Annotated in this window: 13 protein-coding genes; 8 read left to right on the top strand and 5 right to left on the bottom strand. The window is 71.4% G+C overall.

All coding sequences use genetic code 11. The features are described 5' to 3' along the window. The first annotated feature begins 54 nt into the window (after positions 1–54). Complete coding sequence (locus ACQP2O_RS49645) at positions 55–639, top strand: TetR family transcriptional regulator (protein ID WP_433176859.1); 585 nt, start codon at positions 55–57, stop codon at positions 637–639. 4 nt (positions 640–643) lie between these two features. Here ACQP2O_RS49645 and ACQP2O_RS49640 read toward each other — a convergent pair whose 3' ends face one another. Then, positions 644–1,243: a TetR/AcrR family transcriptional regulator gene (locus ACQP2O_RS49640; protein WP_433176857.1), complete on the bottom strand. Its 600-nt coding sequence runs from the start codon at positions 1,241–1,243 to the stop codon at positions 644–646. A 131-nt stretch (positions 1,244–1,374) separates the two neighbouring features. Between ACQP2O_RS49640 and ACQP2O_RS49635 the strand changes: the two genes are divergently transcribed. The 4 genes from ACQP2O_RS49635 to ACQP2O_RS49620 all read left to right on the top strand — a co-directional run bounded on the left by ACQP2O_RS49635 (position 1,375) and on the right by ACQP2O_RS49620 (position 4,710). Next, on the top strand, positions 1,375–2,196 hold the full coding sequence (locus tag ACQP2O_RS49635) for an SDR family NAD(P)-dependent oxidoreductase (protein ID WP_433176855.1): 822 nt from the start codon (positions 1,375–1,377) through the stop codon (positions 2,194–2,196). Between the two features lie 62 nt (positions 2,197–2,258). Further along, positions 2,259–2,981 (top strand): ABC transporter ATP-binding protein, encoded by a 723-nt coding sequence (locus ACQP2O_RS49630; protein WP_433176853.1) that lies wholly within the window; start codon positions 2,259–2,261, stop codon positions 2,979–2,981. After that, positions 2,978–3,712: an ABC transporter permease gene (locus ACQP2O_RS49625; RefSeq protein ID WP_433176851.1), complete on the top strand. Its 735-nt coding sequence runs from the start codon at positions 2,978–2,980 to the stop codon at positions 3,710–3,712. Before ACQP2O_RS49630 ends, ACQP2O_RS49625 begins: the two co-directional genes overlap by 4 nt. Positions 3,713–3,783: 71 nt before the next feature. Continuing rightward, positions 3,784–4,710 carry a proline dehydrogenase family protein gene (locus ACQP2O_RS49620; RefSeq protein ID WP_433176849.1) on the top strand — a complete coding sequence of 309 codons (927 nt, stop codon included), beginning with the start codon at positions 3,784–3,786 and terminating at the stop codon, positions 4,708–4,710. Positions 4,711–4,864: 154 nt separating this feature from the next. Here ACQP2O_RS49620 and ACQP2O_RS49615 read toward each other — a convergent pair whose 3' ends face one another. Together ACQP2O_RS49615 and ACQP2O_RS49610 are read right to left on the bottom strand one after the other, a co-directional pair. Further along, complete coding sequence (locus ACQP2O_RS49615; protein ID WP_433176847.1) at positions 4,865–8,161, bottom strand: S8 family serine peptidase; 3,297 nt, start codon at positions 8,159–8,161, stop codon at positions 4,865–4,867. 157 nt (positions 8,162–8,318) lie between these two features. Continuing rightward, positions 8,319–11,630, bottom strand: coding sequence for a S8 family serine peptidase (locus ACQP2O_RS49610; RefSeq protein ID WP_433176845.1), 3,312 nt, complete (start codon positions 11,628–11,630; stop codon positions 8,319–8,321). Positions 11,631–11,790: 160 nt separating this feature from the next. On the opposite strand from ACQP2O_RS49610, the gene proC reads away from it, so the two are divergent. Further along, positions 11,791–12,585, top strand: coding sequence for a pyrroline-5-carboxylate reductase (proC, locus tag ACQP2O_RS49605; RefSeq protein ID WP_433176843.1), 795 nt, complete (start codon positions 11,791–11,793; stop codon positions 12,583–12,585). 67 nt (positions 12,586–12,652) lie between these two features. Then, positions 12,653–13,051: a hypothetical protein gene (locus ACQP2O_RS49600; RefSeq protein WP_433176841.1), complete on the top strand. Its 399-nt coding sequence runs from the start codon at positions 12,653–12,655 to the stop codon at positions 13,049–13,051. Between the two features lie 261 nt (positions 13,052–13,312). On the opposite strand, the gene ACQP2O_RS49595 is transcribed toward ACQP2O_RS49600, so the two are convergent. Continuing rightward, positions 13,313–14,212 (bottom strand): DNA-3-methyladenine glycosylase family protein, encoded by a 900-nt coding sequence (locus tag ACQP2O_RS49595; protein WP_433176840.1) that lies wholly within the window; start codon positions 14,210–14,212, stop codon positions 13,313–13,315. 195 nt (positions 14,213–14,407) lie between these two features. Here ACQP2O_RS49595 and trpS point away from each other — a divergent pair, with 195 nt between their 5' ends. Then, complete coding sequence (trpS, locus tag ACQP2O_RS49590; RefSeq protein ID WP_433176838.1) at positions 14,408–15,388, top strand: tryptophan--tRNA ligase; 981 nt, start codon at positions 14,408–14,410, stop codon at positions 15,386–15,388. A gap of 263 nt (positions 15,389–15,651) precedes the next feature. Here trpS and ACQP2O_RS49585 read toward each other — a convergent pair whose 3' ends face one another. Continuing rightward, positions 15,652–16,659 carry an alpha/beta hydrolase gene (locus ACQP2O_RS49585; protein WP_433176836.1) on the bottom strand — a complete coding sequence of 336 codons (1,008 nt, stop codon included), beginning with the start codon at positions 16,657–16,659 and terminating at the stop codon, positions 15,652–15,654. Positions 16,660–16,751 lie beyond the last annotated feature (92 nt).

Raw genomic sequence — 16,751 nt, 5'->3', positions numbered from 1 at the left:
CCCGTCGCCCGTACGGGCCGTGCCGGAGCGGACGAGGCTCACGGAGGCCCGCGGATGACGACGCCGACGCGCCGCCCGGGGCGCAGGCCGGGTCCCACCTCGTCGCGTGAGGACATCCTGGCGGCGGCGCGGGTGCTGTTCGGCGAGCGCGGCTACGACAAGGCCTCCATCCGGGCGATCGCCCGCGAGGCCGGCGTGGACCCGGCGCTGGTTCACCACTTCTTCGGCGCGAAGGAGCAGCTCTTCGCGGCCGCGATGCGATTCCCGGTCGAACCGGGGATGTTCCTCGGACACGTGCTGGCGGGCCCGCGTTCCGAACTCGGTGAGCGGCTGGCCCGGACGTTCCTGGGGCTCTGGTCGGATCCGCGGCTCAGGCCGCAGTTCATCGGGATCCTGCGGTCGGCGGCCACCAACGAGCAGGGGGCCGCGCTGCTGCGGGAGTTCGTCACCGGCAGGCTCCTGGCCCAGGTGGCCGATGCCCTGGGCACGCCGAGGCTGAACATCACCGCCGCCGCGGCCCAGATGGTCGGCATCGTGATGCTGAAGTACGTCCTGGAGATCGAGCCGATGGCGTCCGCGGCCGAGGACGACCTGGTGGCGTTGCTCGCGCCGACCCTGCAGCGCTACCTCGCCGCCTGAGCCCCTAGGGCCGGAGGGCCTTCAGGGCGAGATCCACGAGGGCGTCGGCGTACTCGGGGGTGAGCGGTCCGGAGCGGTTCAGCCAGCGCTGGTACACCGGGCCCCAGATCAGCTCGAGCGCCAGGTCGAGGTCGGCGTCGGCGTCGATCTGGCCCGCGCGCTGCGCGCTGCGCAGCCGTGCCTTCTTAGCCTCGTCGACGGGGCCGGCCAGCTTTTCGCGGTACTGGGCGGTGAGGGCGGCATCGTTGATGATCTCCGCGTTGAGCGCCCGGATCGGAGCCTCGAACCGCGGATCGGCGAACTCGGCCACGGTCGCCCGCATGACGGCCTTCAGGTCGGCCTCGATGTCCCCGGTGTCGGGCAGGGTCACTCCGGTGCCTTTGGGGTCCTCGCTGAGTGCGAGGAACGCGTCGAAGACCACGGCGCCCTTGGACGGCCACCACCGGTAGATCGTCTGTTTGCCCACACCCGCGCGTGCGGCGATGGCCTCGATCGAGACCTTCGCGTATCCGACCTCGGAGACCAGTTCGCGCGTGGCGTCGAGGATCGCCTGCCTGGACCGCTCGCTGCGGCGCGCCGGATCGGGCTTCTTCGCGACGGACATGCGTGGAGCATAGCAACAGACGAGACGAGACGGACCGTCTTGCGGAGCGCTGCGGCGCATGGCATGCTGGCGTCCACGGAACGCGAGACGAACCGTCTCGTCTCATCTAGGTCATTGGAGGTGCTTGTTCCATGACGACTGGTCGTGTCTGGTTCATCACGGGGGCGTCCCGGGGTCTGGGAAGGGCGTTCGCGGAGGCGGCGCTGGGCGCCGGGGACCGGGTGGTGGGCGCCGCCCGCGACGTGGATCCGCTCGCGGATCTGGCCGAGAAGTATCCGGATGCCCTCGTGCGGCTGCCGCTGGACGTCGCCGACCGCGCGGCCGTCCGGGAAGGCGTCGACCGGGCCGCGGCGGCCTTCGGGCGGCTCGACGTGGTGGTCAACAACGCCGGCGGGCTGCTGCTCGGCATGGTCGAGGAGGCCACCGAGGAGCAGATCCGCGCCCACCTGGACGTCAATCTCTTCGGCGCGATCTGGGTCGCCCAGGCCGTCGTCCCGTACCTGCGGGCGCAGGGTTCCGGGCACATCCTCCAGGTCACCTCGATGGGCGCGGGCGGCGGATTCCCCTCGGTCGGGCTGTACGCGGCGGGCAAGGCGGCGCTGGACTCGGTCAGCCAGGCTCTCGCCATGGAGGTCGAGCCCTTCGGGGTCAAGGTCACCATCGTCCAGCCCGGCGGGTACGACACCGGGCTGTTCACGGTGGGCACCACGACGACGGAGGCCCGGCCGGAGTACGAGCCCCTGCGTGCCAAGCTCGCGGAGATGTGGGGCGATGACGCGGGTCCGGATCCGAGGACGGCCGCGCCGGTCGTCATGGAGCTGGTCGACCTGCCGGACCCGCCCCTGCGATTGATCGTCGGCGGCGCCTCGTACGACATCGTCCAGCAGATGGATCAGGCCCGCACTGCGGAGTACCAGGCCTGGGAGCACCTCAGCCGCAAGGCTCCGGGCTGACGATCCAAGGGTGTGGTCCCGGATCCTTGACGGGCGTCGCGGCGCGGGCATAAATTCAACGCATGATGAATTTCACCGTCGAGGTCCGGGACCTCCGTGTCGCCCGAGGCGGGCGGACGGTCCTGCACGACCTGACCTTCGAGGTGCCGCGCGGCTCCGTCGTCGGGCTGCTCGGGCCGAGCGGCTGCGGCAAGACCACGCTCATGCGCGCCGTCGTCGGCGTGCAGATCGTCCAGAGCGGCACGGTCACCGTCCTCGGCCGCCCGGCCGGCCACCGCGAGCTGCGCCGCCGCGTCGGGTACGCCACCCAGAACCCGGCCGTCTACGTCGACCTGACCGTCCGGGAGAACCTCTGGTACTTCGCCGCCGCGCTCGGCGCCGGCCGGGGCGACGTCGACCGGGTCGTCGAGGAGGTCGGCCTGGGCGGCGCCCGCGACCAGGTCGCCGCGAGCCTGTCCGGCCGGCAACTGCACCGAGCGAGCCTCGCCGTCGCGCTTCTCGGCCGGCCTGAGCTGCTCGTCTTCGATGAGCCCACCGTCGGGCTGGACCCGGTGCTGCGCGGCGAGCTGTGGGAGCTGTTCCACGAGCTGGCCGGCCGGGGCACCACGCTGCTCGTCTCCAGCCACGTCATGGATGAGGCCGCCCGGTGCGAGCGGCTGATCCTCATGCGCGAGGGGCGGATCCTCGCCGACGACACCCCCGACGCGCTGCGCGAGCACACCGGCACCGACGACCTCGAACAGGCGTTCCTCAAGGTCATCGAGCGGGAGAAGGTGGCGTCGTGAGCCCGGTCATCACGTTCGCGACGGCGCGGCGCATCCTGACCCAGCTCCGCCACGACCATCGCACGCTCGGGCTGATCGTCGGCCTGCCGACGCTGCTGATGATCCTGCTGCGCTACGTCCTCGACCGGCCGGAGGCGTTCGACCGGTACGGGCCGATGCTCCTGGCCGTCTTCCCCTTCACCGTGATGTTCATCGTGACGAGCATCGCCACCCTGCGGGAGCGGACCGGCGGCACGCTGGAGCGGTTGATGACGACGCCGCTCGGCAGGCTCGACCTGCTCCTCGGGTACGCGATCGCCTTCGGCCTCACCGCCCTCGTCCAGGTCGGGGTCGTCTCCACCGTCGCGCTCACCTGGCTCGGCCTCGACCTGCGCGGCTCGGTGTGGACGTTGCTCGCGCTGACCCTGCTCGCCGCGCTGCTCGGCGTGGCGCTCGGGCTGTTCGCCAGCGCGTTCGCGCGTACGGAGTTCCAGGCGGTGCAGTTCATGCCGGCCTTCGTGCTCCCGCAGCTCCTGCTGGCCGGGCTGTTCGTGCCCCGCGACGAGATGGCCACGGCACTGCGCTGGGCGGCCGACGTGATGCCGCTGGCCTACCTCGTCGAGGCGATGCGGGAGCTGACCGGCCACACCGGGCTCACCGGGACGCTCGTCCGCGACATGACGGTCATCGCCGGCTGCACTGCTCTCGCCCTGCTGCTGGGCGCCGCCACCCTCCCGCGCCGCACGCCATGATCCCCGTGACGTAGCTGACATAGCCTGATGGGCGGTCGGGACAGTGTGGTCCCTCGGGTTAAGGGGGAAGCTTGCTTCGTCAGGCTCTCTTGGCCGCCTCACGCAGCGGCGGCGTACGCCGGATCGTCGAGACCGCGCCGTACACCAGAAGCGTCGTCCGCAGGTTCGTCGCGGGGGAGACCGCGGCCGACGCCCTCGCCATCGCCGACGGGCTCATCTCCGACGGCCTGATGGTCACCATCGATCATCTCGGTGAGGACACCGTCGAGGCCGTCCAGGCCAAGACGATCACCGCCGAGTACGAACGACTCCTCGAGCGGATCGCCAAGGCCGGGTACGGCTCCCGCGCCGAGGTGTCGGTCAAGCTCACCGCGCTCGGACAACTGCTCCCCGACGGCGAACGGACGGCTCTGGAGAACGCCCGGCGCATCTGCGCGGCCGCCCGGAACGCCCGTACGACTGTGACCCTCGACATGGAGGAGCACACCACGGTCGACTCCACCCTGCGCGTCCTGAAGGAGCTGCGTCAGGACTTCCCCGACACCGGGGCGGTCATCCAGGCGTACCTCCGCCGTGCCGAGGAGTACTGTGCGGACCTCGCCGATGAGGGGTCGCGGGTCCGGCTGTGCAAGGGCGCCTACAACGCGCCCGACTCGGTGGCGTTCACCGGCAGGGACGCCGTCGACAAGTCCTACGTGCGGTGCATGCGGGTCCTGATGGCCGGGCGCGGGTACCCGATGATGGCCACCCATGACCCGCGGCTCATCGAGATCGCCGGGGCCCTCGCGGTGCTGGGCGACCGCCGGCACGACAGCTTCGAGTACCAGATGCTGTACGGCATCCGCCCGAACGAGCAGCGCCGGCTGACCGAACTCGGCGGGCAGGTGCGGGTCTACGTCCCGTACGGCGCGGAGTGGTACGGCTACCTCATGCGGCGGCTGGCCGAGCGGCCCGCCAACGTCGGCTTCTTCCTGCGGTCGCTCGCCTCGAAGGCCTGAAGAGCGTAGGAGGCGGACCTGCCCCGGCTCAGGGGACAACGCACACGGGAGGTGCGAGCCGGGGCGGTCCGCCGGACCCGGGCCCGAAGGCCCGGGCTCAGGACATACATGTCCCGATCTTTATTGCCGTTTCAAGCCGATTTCTTTCCCGTGATCAGCCGCCGGTGTAGGCGCGGGTGATGGTCTGGTCGATCTTTCCGCCGCCGTTGTCGGTGGCCTGGACCCGCAGGGACACCGCCTGGCCCTTCGTGACCTTGGGAAGCTTGGCGGTGTACTTGCCGCCGGTTCCCGCGGTGACGGTGGCGGGCTGCCAGGTCTTGCCGTCGTCGAGGGAGGTCCACAGCTTCAGTCCGGTGGCCTTGGCGGTGGCCGATCCCTTGACACGGGCGACGGTGAAGGTCGCGGTGTCGCCGTTGGGGTGGTTGAGCAGGTCCAGCGGCAGGGCGTAGTCCACCGTGAGCAGCGGCACCCGATCCTCACCGGGCTTGGACCGGAACGTCCACGTCGTCGACGTCTTCCCCGACACAGGCAGCACCTTGGACGCGTCCACGTCGTACACGAGCCGGTAGGTGCCCGCCGCGGCCGGCACGCTGAAGTCGCCGTACGAGTGCGTGGTGGATCCGGCGAGCTTCGCGCCGGCGTACAGCTTCATGGTGCGGGAGCTGACCTTGTACCAGTCCTCGTCGTCGGTCAGGCAGTCGAAGCCGTCCGGCAGGTTCTGCAGGTCGACCAGCTCGACGTGGATGTTGCCACGGGCACGCGTGCTCGGGCCGGGGGCGCAGAAACTGGCCGTGACCCCCGTCGCGGAGTACGGACCCGGCCGGAACGGCTGGCGGACCCACCCGTTGGTGTAGGTCTTCCCGGCGGTGTACTGCCGGATCGGGAGCTGCGTGACCCAGCTCGCCTCGCCGAGATCCGGCGGGAAGGCCTCGTCGAGCCACCGCACGCCCCCGACACCGGTGACGTAGTCGGTCCGCGTCGACCCGGCGGGGACCTGGCTCGACGCCTCGTTCACCAGGAAACCACCCGGGGTGACGCCGTACCGCTTCTCGCCGTCGGGCTTGGACGTGTCGCCGTTCAGGGCGTTGAACCGCTCGTTCACCTTCGCGAGGTCCTTCGCGGCGGCCGTGTAGTTCACCTCGGCCGGGACGTTCGGGCCCAGGTCCTGGAGCAGGTCGTAGACGGTCTTACCGCCGTCGGTCAGCCGGGCGAGGGCGTACGCGCGGAGGGTGCCGGTCCGCACGCCGGCGACCGGCGTGCTGTAGACCGCCGGGGACCCGTCGAAGGCGATGACGCCGGTTCCCCAGACGGAGTCTCCGACACGGCGCTCGACCTGGAGTCCTTCGATGCCGCTCGGGTCGATCTTCGCGCCGGGGGCCGAGATCTGTACCGGGCGGGCCTTCGAGGCGTCCAGGGACAGGGTCGTGTCGCCGTTCACGGTCAGCTCGGCGTCTCCGGCGAACGCGGCCCGCGCCTTGCCCTTCGTCGTGTCGTTCACCGTGCCGAGGACGGCGTAGCGGCCGGCCGGGACCGTGAGTCGCGCGACGCCGTCGGCGGGGATCTCTACGCCGCCGTTGTAGAGATTCTGGTCGTCGAGGTTCACGACCCCGACGTTGCCGCCGAGTGCGCCGTCGGGGGTGCCCGGGATGGGGGTGGCCTTCAGCGTCAGGGTGTGGGTCTCCGGTTCGGCGGACGCGCCGACCGGAGTCCGCAGCGCCACTCCGGAGGCCGTCGCGGTGACCGTGCCGCTGTAGCCCCCTGCCGTCGTCAGGCCGCGCGGGTCCAGCGTCAGCGTCACGGAGGCCGAGCCCCCGGCCGGGACGCTCACCGTCGCGGGAACGCCGAGGCCCTTGACGGCCTTGCCGGCGGGGGAGGTCAACTGGGCCGCGAGCTTGAGCGTGACGGCGGTGGATCCGGTGTTCGTCCAGCTCACCTGCTGGGTGAGTGCCTTGGTCGACCCGTGCGGGACGGATCCGAACGCGACCGTCGGCTGGTCGCCGACCACGGTCGCCCGCGAGGCGGCACCGATGTCGAGGCGGCCGGCGCCGACCTGGTAGACGGTTCCCGATGCCTGGTGCGCCGTGGTGACCAGGACCGTCTTGAGCTGTGCCGGAGTCCAGGACGGGTGCTTCTGGAGGAGATCGGCGGCAGCCCCGGCGACGTGCGGCGTCGCCATGGAGGTGCCGCTGGCGGAGGTGTACCGCGCGTCGATGACGTGCCCCATCGCGGTGCCCTTGGCGCGGGCGGCGACGATGTCCACGCCCGGCGCGGAGATCTCCGGTTTCATCATCGGGCCGCCGCGGCTGGAGAAGTCGGCGACCTTGTCGGCGCCGTCCACGGCCCCGACGGTCAGCGCGGACGGGGCGATGCCCGGTGTCTCGATGGTGGCCGGGGACGGACCGTCGTTGCCGGCGGCGACCACGAACAGCGTCTTGTTCTTGGCGGTGAGCGTCTCGACGGCCTTGGCCGTCGGGTCGTTCGCCGGGTCGTCGGTGAAGCCGCCCAGGCTCATGCTGACGATCCGCGCCTTGCCGGACGCCCACTCCATCCCGGCGATGACGTCGGAGTCCCGGCCGCCGCCGTCGTCGCCGAGCACCTTGCCGATCAGCAGGTTCGCGTCGGGGGCGACGCCCTTGCGCTCGCCGTTCGCGGCCGCTCCGGTGCCCGCGATGGTCGCGGCGACGTGGGTGCCGTGCCCGAACCGGTCGACGGTGTCCTTGGCCTGGCTGAAGTTCTTCTGCTCGGCGATGCGGCCCGTCAGGTCGGGGTGGGTGGCGTCGACCCCGGTGTCGAGGACGGCGACCTTGACGCCCTTGCCGGTGGCGCCGGCCTTCCAGGCGGTGGGGGCGCCGATCTGGGTGAGGTTGTGGTCGAGCGCCTGGGCGTGGACCTTGCGGTCCAGCCAGATGCGCGTGACGTCTCCGGCCAGTGCGCTGCGCGCGAGTGCCGGTCCGTCGCCCTTGGGCTGGCGCACCGCGGTCGCGCCGATGCTGCTCAGGCTGTGGCGGCCGGCGGCGAGCGTCCGTACGCCGGCTCCGCCCTGCACGATGAGCGGGAGGGTGGAGGTCGCGGCGTCGTCATCGCCATCGTTGATGAGGGCGGTGACGTCGAAGAGCGCCGGGTCGTACACCTTCCCGATCTTCGAGACGACGTCCTGTGGAATCACCCGGACGGTGCCGTCCGGCCGGATGTCCTTGACGAACGGCACCTTCTCGCGGCCGGCTCCCGGTTTCACGGAGACCAGCGGCGGGCCGTTCCTGACGGTGCGTACCTGGACGATGTCCCCGGTGACCAGCGTCACCTTCCAGGACCGGCCGGCGGGAAGCCTCGGCTCCGGTGCCTTGGTGGACGTCGTGGTACGGGCGGCGGGCGTGGCGTGTGCGGCGGCCGGGACCCCGGCGACCACGGCACCGGCGAGGGTGATCGCCACGCCCGCTCTGAGTCTTCTCATCCAGCGACTCGATTCTCTTGGACAACATCGGTCACAGAGAATTGGTCGCAGGAGTCAGAATCTTTCCGACGAATTCATGACGTATCCGGACGAATGCTCCCGGTGGCCCCTGACGGTCGCCGGCGAAGGACGCGCGGCGACCGCCAGGGCTCAGGCGTCAGCCGCCGGTGTAGGCGCGGGTGATGGTCTGGTCGATCTTTCCGCCGCCGTTGTCGGTGGCCTGGACCCGCAGGGACACGCCCTGGCCCTTCGTGACCTTGGGAAGCTTGGCGGTGTACTTGCCGCCGGTTCCCGCGGTGACGGTGGCGGGCTGCCAGGTCTTGCCGTCGTCGAGGGAGGTCCACAGCTTCAGTCCGGTGGCCTTGGCGGTGGCCGATCCCTTGACACGGGCGACGGTGAAGGTCGCGGTGTCGCCGTTGGGGTGGTTGAGCAGGTCCAGCGGCAGGGCGTAGTCCACCGTGAGCAGCGGCACCCGATCCTCACCGGGCTTGGACCGGAACGTCCACGTCGTCGAGGTCTTCCCCGACACCGGCAGCACCTTGGACGCGTCCAGGTCGTAGACGAGCTGGTAGGTGCCCGCCGTGGCCGGCACGGTGAAATCGCCGTAGTAGTGCGTGGTCGTACCGGCGAGCTCGCCGTTCGCGTACAGCTTCATCGTGCGCGTGCTGACGTTGTCCATGTCCCCCTGTACGCAGTCGAATCCGTCGATTCGGTCCTGCAGGTCGACGAGCTCGACGTGGATGTTCCCGCGCGCCCGTGTGCTCGGCCCCGGGACGCACACGCTGGGGGTGACCCCGGTCGCGGAGTACGGGCCGGGCCGGATCGGCTGCCGGGCCCAGTCGTCGGCGTACGAGGAACCGGCGGAGTAGTGCCGCAACGGCACCTGGGGGGCCCACGAGTCGAGGCCGGCGTTGTTCGGGGGTGCTGCCTCCTCCAGCCAGTCGATTCCGGTTTCGGCGCTGACGTAGTCGGTACGGGCCGAGCCGGCGGCCACGTTCCCCGAGGCCTCGGTGGTCAGGGCGCCCGCCGGGGTGACGCCGTAGCGCTTCTGCCAGACCGGCTTGGTCGTGTCGCCGCCGAGTGCGTGGAAGCGCTCGTCGACGCGGGCCACGTCCTTCGGGCCCGCGGTGTAGTCGATCTTTTCGGGGACCCGGGAGCCGAGGTCGTGCAGGAGGTCGTACACGGTCTTGCCGTCGTCGCTCGACACCCGGCCGCCGACGTACGCCTCCAACGTCCCAGTCTGCGGGCTTTCGACCGGGTTGGTGTAGACGGCCGGAGAGGGCGGAGCGTTCAAGGTGAGGACGTCGAAACCCCAGATGCCGTCGGCGGTGCCGCGTTCGGCATGAACGAGCACGTCGCTCATCTTCGACGCGCCAGGGCCGGCGATCTTCACCGGCTCGGCCTTCGAGGCGTCCAGCGCCACCGTGGTGTCCCGGTCGACGTTCACCTCGGCGGTGCCCACGAGCGCGGTGCGGTAAGCGCCATTCCCTCCTGGCACCTTCGAGTCGACGTTGCCGAGCACGGCGTAGCGGCCGGCCGCGACCTGCACCGTGGCGACACCCGACGCGTCGAAGTCCGGAACCTGACTGAAGTTGCGCGGGTCGTCCAGGTTGAGCACCCCGACGTACGCGGACCAGTCACCGTCGGCCGTACCCGGATAGGGCGTCGCCTTGAGGGTCAGGGCGTGGGTCTCCGGCTCGGCGTAGGCCCCGACCGGGGTGTGGAGCGTGATGCCGTCGGCCTGTGCGGTGACCGCGCCGCTGTAGTAGCCGGCGGTCGTGAGCCGGCCCGGGTTCAGGGTGAGCGTCGCGGAGGCGGTTCCGCCTGCCGGGACGGTCACCGAGGCGGGCAGCTGGGCGGCGCCGGAATCGTGGCCGGCGTGATCGGCGAGCGTGGCCGACAGCCGTAGCTCGACCGGGGACGTGCCGGTGTTGGTCCAGCTGAGCTTCTTCGTGACGGCCTCGGTGGAGCCGTGGGCGATGTGACCGAACGCCACGCCGGAGTCGTCGGCGGCGACGGTGGCCGAGGTCGCGGCCGCGACGTCGAGCCGTCCGGCGCCGACCTGGTAGACGGTGCCAGAGACGGCGTGCGCGGTGGAGGTCAGTGCCGCCTTCAGCCGTGCGGGCGTCCAGTCGGGGTGCTTCTGCAGCAGGTCGGCGGCTGCCCCGGCGACGTGCGGGGTGGCCATCGAGGTGCCGCTGGCGGTGGTGTAGGTCGCGTCCACCGGGCTGCCCATCGTGGTGCCCGCCGCGCGGGCGGCCACGATGTCCACGCCGGGCGCGGCGATGTCGGGCTTCATGAGGATGCCGCCGCGGCTGGAGAAGGAGGCGAGCTTGTCCGCCCCGTCCACGGCGCCGACGGTCAGCGCGGACGGCGCGATTCCGGGCGAGCCGATGGTGTTGTCGCCGTAGGCGCCGTCGTTGCCGGCCGCGACCACGAACAGGGTGCCGTACTGGGCCGTGAGGTCATCGGCCGCCTTGGCCACGGGATCGCTGTCCGGATCGGGGGTGTCGTCGACCGAGCTTCCCAGGCTCATGCTGACGATCTTGGCCTTGGAGGCGCCCCACTCCATTCCCTTGATGACGTCCGACTCATAGCCCTGACCATCGTCGCCCAGGACCTTGCCGATCAGCAGCTGGGAATCGGGCGCGACGCCCTTGCGCTCGCCGTTCGCGGCGGCTCCGGTGCCGGCGATCGTGGCGGCGACGTGAGTGCCGTGCCCGAAGCGGTCGACGGTGTCGGTGCTGCCGGTGGCGAAGTTCTCCTGCTCGGCGATCTGGCCTTTCAGGTCCGGGTGGGTGGCGTCGACGCCGGTGTCCAGGACGGCGACCTTGACGCCCTTCCCCGTCGCACCCGCCTTCCAGGTGGCCGGAGCGCCGATCTGGTCCAGATTGTGGTCCAGCCTGCTGACCTTGATTTTGCGGTCCAGCCAGATGTGCTGCACCCCGGAGGCGAGCTTCCCGGAGGCGGTCAGCGCGGCCGGGGGCCTGCCCTTCGCCTGGCGTACGGCGGTCGCGTGGACGGCCTTCAGGCTCCGGCCCTTGGTGTCGCCGCCCTGCACGATCAACGGGAGGGTCGGCCGAGAGGCGTCGTCGGCCCCCTCCTTGATCAACGTGGTGACGTTGAACAGCGCGGGATCGATCTTCTTGCCGATGAGCCGTCCGACGTCGGCCGGGATGACGCGGATCGTTCCGTCAGGCCGGATGTCCCGGACGAACGGCACGTTCGTCCGACCCTTTCCCGGCTGGACGGACACCATCGGAAGGCGGTTCTTGACCGTATGGACCTGGACGGTGTCCCCGGTCAGCAGGGTCACCTTCCACGAACGGTCTGCGGGAAGCTCGGCCGTCTTCGCGGTGGTCGGGGACTTGGCGCCGGGGGCGGTGGGCGTGGCGTTCGCGGTGGCCGGGATTCCGGCGGCCGCCACGGCGGCGAGCGTGATCACCACGCTCGCTCTCGGTCTTCTCATTCGGCGACTCGATCCTCTTTGACGACATCGGTCGCAGATGATCACCCGCAGCAGTCAGCTTCTTTCCGGCGAATTCGGGGTGTATCCGGCCGGATGTAATGCGTCGCCGGTGACGCCTCCCCGTTCGGTACGCTCTCGGATAGGACAGGAGGCTGCACGAATGATCGCGATTCTCGGTGCCGGCAAGATGGGCGAGGCACTGCTGTCCGGGGTGCTCCGGGCCGGGCGCAAGTCGTCCGAGCTGCTGGTCACGACGCGGCGTGAGGAGCGCGGGGCGCTGCTGCGTGAGCGGTACGGCGTCCAGGTCGTCACCAACGCCGAGGCCGCGGCGACCGCCGACACGCTCGTCCTGGCCGTCAAGCCACAGGACATGGGCACGCTGCTCGCGGAGCTGACGGACCACGTCCCGGCCGGGCGGCTGGTCATCTCCCTGGCGGCGGGCATCCCGACCGCGTTCATCGAGGAGCGCCTGCCGGAGGACGTCGCCGTCGTGCGCGTCATGTCCAACACGCCCGTCCACGTCGACGAGGCGATGAGCGTGATCTCCGCCGGCACGCACGCGGGGGAGGAGCACCTCAAGCTGACCGAGGAGCTGCTCACGCCGGTCGGCAAGGTGCTGCGCATCCCCGAGTCACTGCAGGACGCCGCGACCGCGCTGTCCGGCAGCGGCCCCGCGTACTTCTACTACCTCGTCGAGGCGATGGTCGACGCCGGCATCCTGCTCGGCATGCCGCGCGCCGCCGCGCTCGAGATGGTGATCCAGTCGGCGGTCGGTGCGGCGGTCATGCTGCGCGACTCCGGCGACCACCCGGTCATGCTGCGCGAGGCGGTCACCTCGCCCGCCGGCACGACGATCTCGGCCATCCGCGAGCTGGAGCGCCACGGCGTACGCGCCGCCGTCATCGAGGCGATCGAGGCCGCCCGCGACCGCGGCCGCGAGCTCGGCGCCGGCTGACCAGCGAGATCGGGACTTTTTACGTCGGAAGTTGAACCGACGGGCCCGCGGGAACGGTAAATCAGGTATGGGTCTGATACTTCGCCTGCTCGTCGTCGCGGGACTCGCGGTCGACGCGATCATTCACATCCACCTGGCCGGAGACATGGGATCCCGGGGGAGCGGCCTCACCGAGGGCACGCTGTTCTGGATCCAGGGGGTCGTCGCGGCACTCGTCGCCGTCCTGGTGCTCATTCGCGCGAACCGTCTCACGTACGGGATCGCCTTCCTCGTCGCCGGCAGCGCGCTCGGCGCCGTACTCCTTTACCGGTACGTCGACGTCGGGTCGCTCGGACCGCTCCCGGACATGTACGAGCCGGTGTGGTACGCCGAGAAGGTCGCCACGACGGTCGCGGAGGCCGTGGCGACCGTCGCGGCGGCCCTCGGCCTCTGGCACGTCTCCGTACGGGAGCGCGCCAGCGCCTGACCAACGGGTTCCCCGCCCCGGCGCGCCTGGCCGGTCGGCGGGTCCGGTCCTGGCGCGTCTGGCCGGCTGGCGGGTGACCGGCGGTCTCCGCGGTTCCGATACCGGTCGGCGGGTGACCGGCGCTGTCTCCGGTCCTGGCGCGCTTGGCCGGCCGACAGGTGACCGGCGGTTTCGCCCGGTCGGCGGGTGACGGGCGGCATCCCGCTCCGACGCCGGTCGGCGGTGATCGGCCTTCTCGGTGGCGCCGGTGCGGGGAGCCGGTCAGCGGGTGACGCGGCGGCCCCGGGCGATCTCGGCGGTCTCCAGCTCGCGGCGGGCGCGCAGCAGCAGCGCCACCCACGACCGGAAGGGCCGCCAGGCCTCGGCGATCGCCGCCAGCCGCGCCGGGCTGGGGTCGTGCAGGCCGTACTCGTGGGCCATCTCGTCGTGCAGCCGACGCTCCGAGGCGGGGAACACGTCGGGGTGCCCCGCGCCCCGGATGAGGATGAGCTCGGCGGAGAACAGCCCGATGCCGGGGATCCGCTGCAGCTCGACGAGGGCCTGCGCGGTCTCCATGGCCCGCAGCCGATCGGCGTCGAGGTCGCCGTCGAGCGCGGCGTGGGCGATGCCGTGCAGCCGCTCGATCTTGACCGGCGGCAGCCCCGGCACGTCGGTGACGGTCAGCAGCCGCTCCGGCCCGGGGAAGCTCGCGAGTCCGCCGACGCGGTCGCCGAGGCGCTCGGCCATGCGCTGCTTGATCGCGGCCGCCTGCACGATGCGGATGCGGTGCCCGATCACACTCCAGCAGGCCGCCTCGTACGGCGAGTGGAACAGCACCGGCCGCAGCCCCGGATGCTCTTGTCGCAGCCGGGCGACGTGCGGATCGTCGAGCGCGGCGAAGCCGGTGCCGTCGACGTCCAGCGACAGGATGCGCCGGGCGTGCTCGGCGGCCGGGCCCACGTCGTCGGGGTGCGCGTCGATCTCAGTGAGGACCGTGTCACCCCCCTGACGGAGGCGCACGCCCACGGGCCGCCACGACGGCGCGGCGGGGAAGGCCAGCGCGAGGGTGCCGCGGTGCCGTCCCGCGTCCGGCCGCCCGGCCGGTGTGAACCCTTCGAGGAACTGGATGCTCGCCGCCAGGTCGAACGGCCCTTGAACCGCAAATGCGACGGTTTCGCTCATACCTCGATGGTCGCAAGGGGGTCGGACGTTTTCCGGCGGGCTATACTTGCGGCATGCGAGGAACGCTGAGCAGCAACAACAGCAGCTGGTGGGCCGCCTGACGGCGGCCGATCCAACCTCGCGATCATCCAACGGCCGCCGCCTCGGCGGCCGTTTCGCATGCGCCGGCGAGGCGGCTCTCTCGAGGGAGTCACCGTGACCCGCGTCCTCAGCCTCTTCACCCCGTCCGGTCGCCCGACCCTCGGCAACCTGCTCGGCGCGCTGCGCCCGTCCGCGCAGCGACTCGGCCCGGACGCGTCCCGTACGGACCACGTGTACGGCATCTCCGACCTGCACGCCCTCACGACCCCGCACGACGCGGCGCAGCTGAACGAGCGGTCCCTGGAACTCGCCGGACTGGCGATCGCAGCCGGGATCGACCCGGCGCAGTGCGTGTTCTTCCGGCAGAGCACCGTCCCCGGGCACACCGAACTGGCGTACCTGATGGAGAGCACCGCCTATTACGGCGAGATGCACCGGATGATCCAGTTCAAGGAGAAATCCGCGCGCCAGGAGGCCGTCCGCCTGTCGCTGCTCACCTACCCGACGCTGATGGCCGCGGACATCCTCCTCTACCAGGCCACCGAGGTGCCGGTCGGCGCGGACCAGTCCCAGCACGTCGAGCTGACCCGGGACCTGGCCGAGCGCTTCAACCGGCAGTACGGCGAGGTGTTCGCACTGCCCCGCGCGGTGCATCCGGCCGCGGCGGCCCGCGTCATGGACCTGGCCGAGCCGTCGCGGAAGATGAGCAAGTCGGTCGACTCCCCTGGAACGATCTACCTGCTCGACCCGGTCGACGTCGTACGGCGCAAGGTCATGCGGGCGGTCACCGACTCCGGCTCCGAGGTGACGTACGACCCGGCGGGCAAGCCCGGGGTGTCCAACCTGCTGAGCATCCTGTCCGCGTGCACGGACGTGCCGGTCGAGGCGCTCTCGTACGACTCGTACGGCGCGCTGAAGCGGGACACCGCGGACGCGGTGATCGCCGTGCTCGAGCCGCTGCAGAAGGGCTACGCGGCCATCGTCGCGGACCGTACGGAACTGGAGGCGGTGCTCCGTGCCGGGGCCGAGCAGGCCCGCGCCCTGGCCGAGCCGACGCTCGCCGCGGCCAGGAGCGCCATCGGGCTGACCGCTTGAAGGGGCGCCCGCCGTCCGGTCGCCGGCGGGGAGGCGGCCGGGCGGCGGACGGCGCGGGAGGCGGTCGCATGAGGGTGCCGGTCGGATGAGGGTGGCGGTCTCGTGGGGCGGCGGTCGTGTGAGGGGGCGGTCGTGGGGGGTGGCGCGTGAGGGAGGCGGGTCGTCGGGCGGCGTGTGAGGGGGCAGGTCGTCGGGGCGGCCGGTCGCGTTGCGAGTGGCGGGTCCAGTGAGGGTTGCGCTCCCCTGAGATGAGGGGGGCGGCGTCAGGCGGCTTCGGGGAGCGAGCCGTGGTCGACGTGGCGGCGGATGAAGCGGGCGGTCTCTCGCATCGCGGCGTCCGCCTCCGGGAGTAGCCGGTTGAACATCTGGAAGACGTGCATCTGCCCGGGCCACACCTGCAGCTCGTAGGCGGCTCCGGCCTCGGCCAGCACCTCGGCGAACCGTTCCGCCTCGTCACGCAGCACCTCGATGCCGCCGACCTGGATGAGGAACGGCGGGAGGTCGGCGCTCGCGCAATTGAGCAGCGACAGCCGTGGATCGCTCCAATCGCCGGACCCCACGTACAGCCGGCCGAATCGCGTCGCGACGGCCGGGACGATGAAGGGATCTTTGCGCAGCATCGGCGAGGTCATCGCCAGTTCGCCGGTCAGGTCGATCCAGGGGGAGAAGAGCACGACGCCGCCCGGCGCGGGCAGGTCCGTGCGGCAGGCCTCGCCGGTCAGGGCCGTCGCGAGATGCCCGCCGGAGGAGTCCCCCACGACGATGATCCGCTCCGGGGGCAGGCCGCGCGCCAGCAGCAGCCGGTACGCGTCCAGCGCGTCCTCGAACGCCGCCGGGAACGGGTGCTCGGGCGCCTGCCGGTAGCGCGGCGCGAGCACCGGCAGGCCCGTGTCCATCGCGAGCCGGGTGGTGATCACCCGGTGGGTGCGCGGGGAGCAGATCGCGTACGCCCCGCCGTGCAGGTAGAGGATCACGCCGTTCCGTGCGTCGCCGCCGGGCGGGCGGAGCCACTCGCCGCGGACCGGGCGTCGGATCCCGGGGATCTCCACGCACGGGTCGTTGAACGGCTCGACGCTGACGCGCGGGTCGGCCCGCAGGCAGTGGGAGCCCGCGCCCAGGAGGGTGCGCCACAGCCGGACGCCGGCCGGCCCGCCTTTGACGCGGCCGGAGAAAGGCCGGATCCCCAGCCGGATGGCCGCGGCGAGCGCGCGGCTCTGCGAACTGGGGACCCGTACGTACGGGGGGAGTTCGGCGTCTCCGACATCGGCCATCGCAACCGCCTCCTGGGCCAGAAGTCACCTACTTAGTTAGATGCCCCACACGTCCGCTTCCTCACGTCACAAACGTGTAGAGTCGGACATCA

This window comes from Actinoallomurus sp. CA-150999 (assembly GCF_050942425.1).
GTDB lineage: Bacteria > Actinomycetota > Actinomycetes > Streptosporangiales > Streptosporangiaceae > Actinoallomurus.
This window is presented reverse-complemented; position numbering and strand designations above follow the sequence as displayed.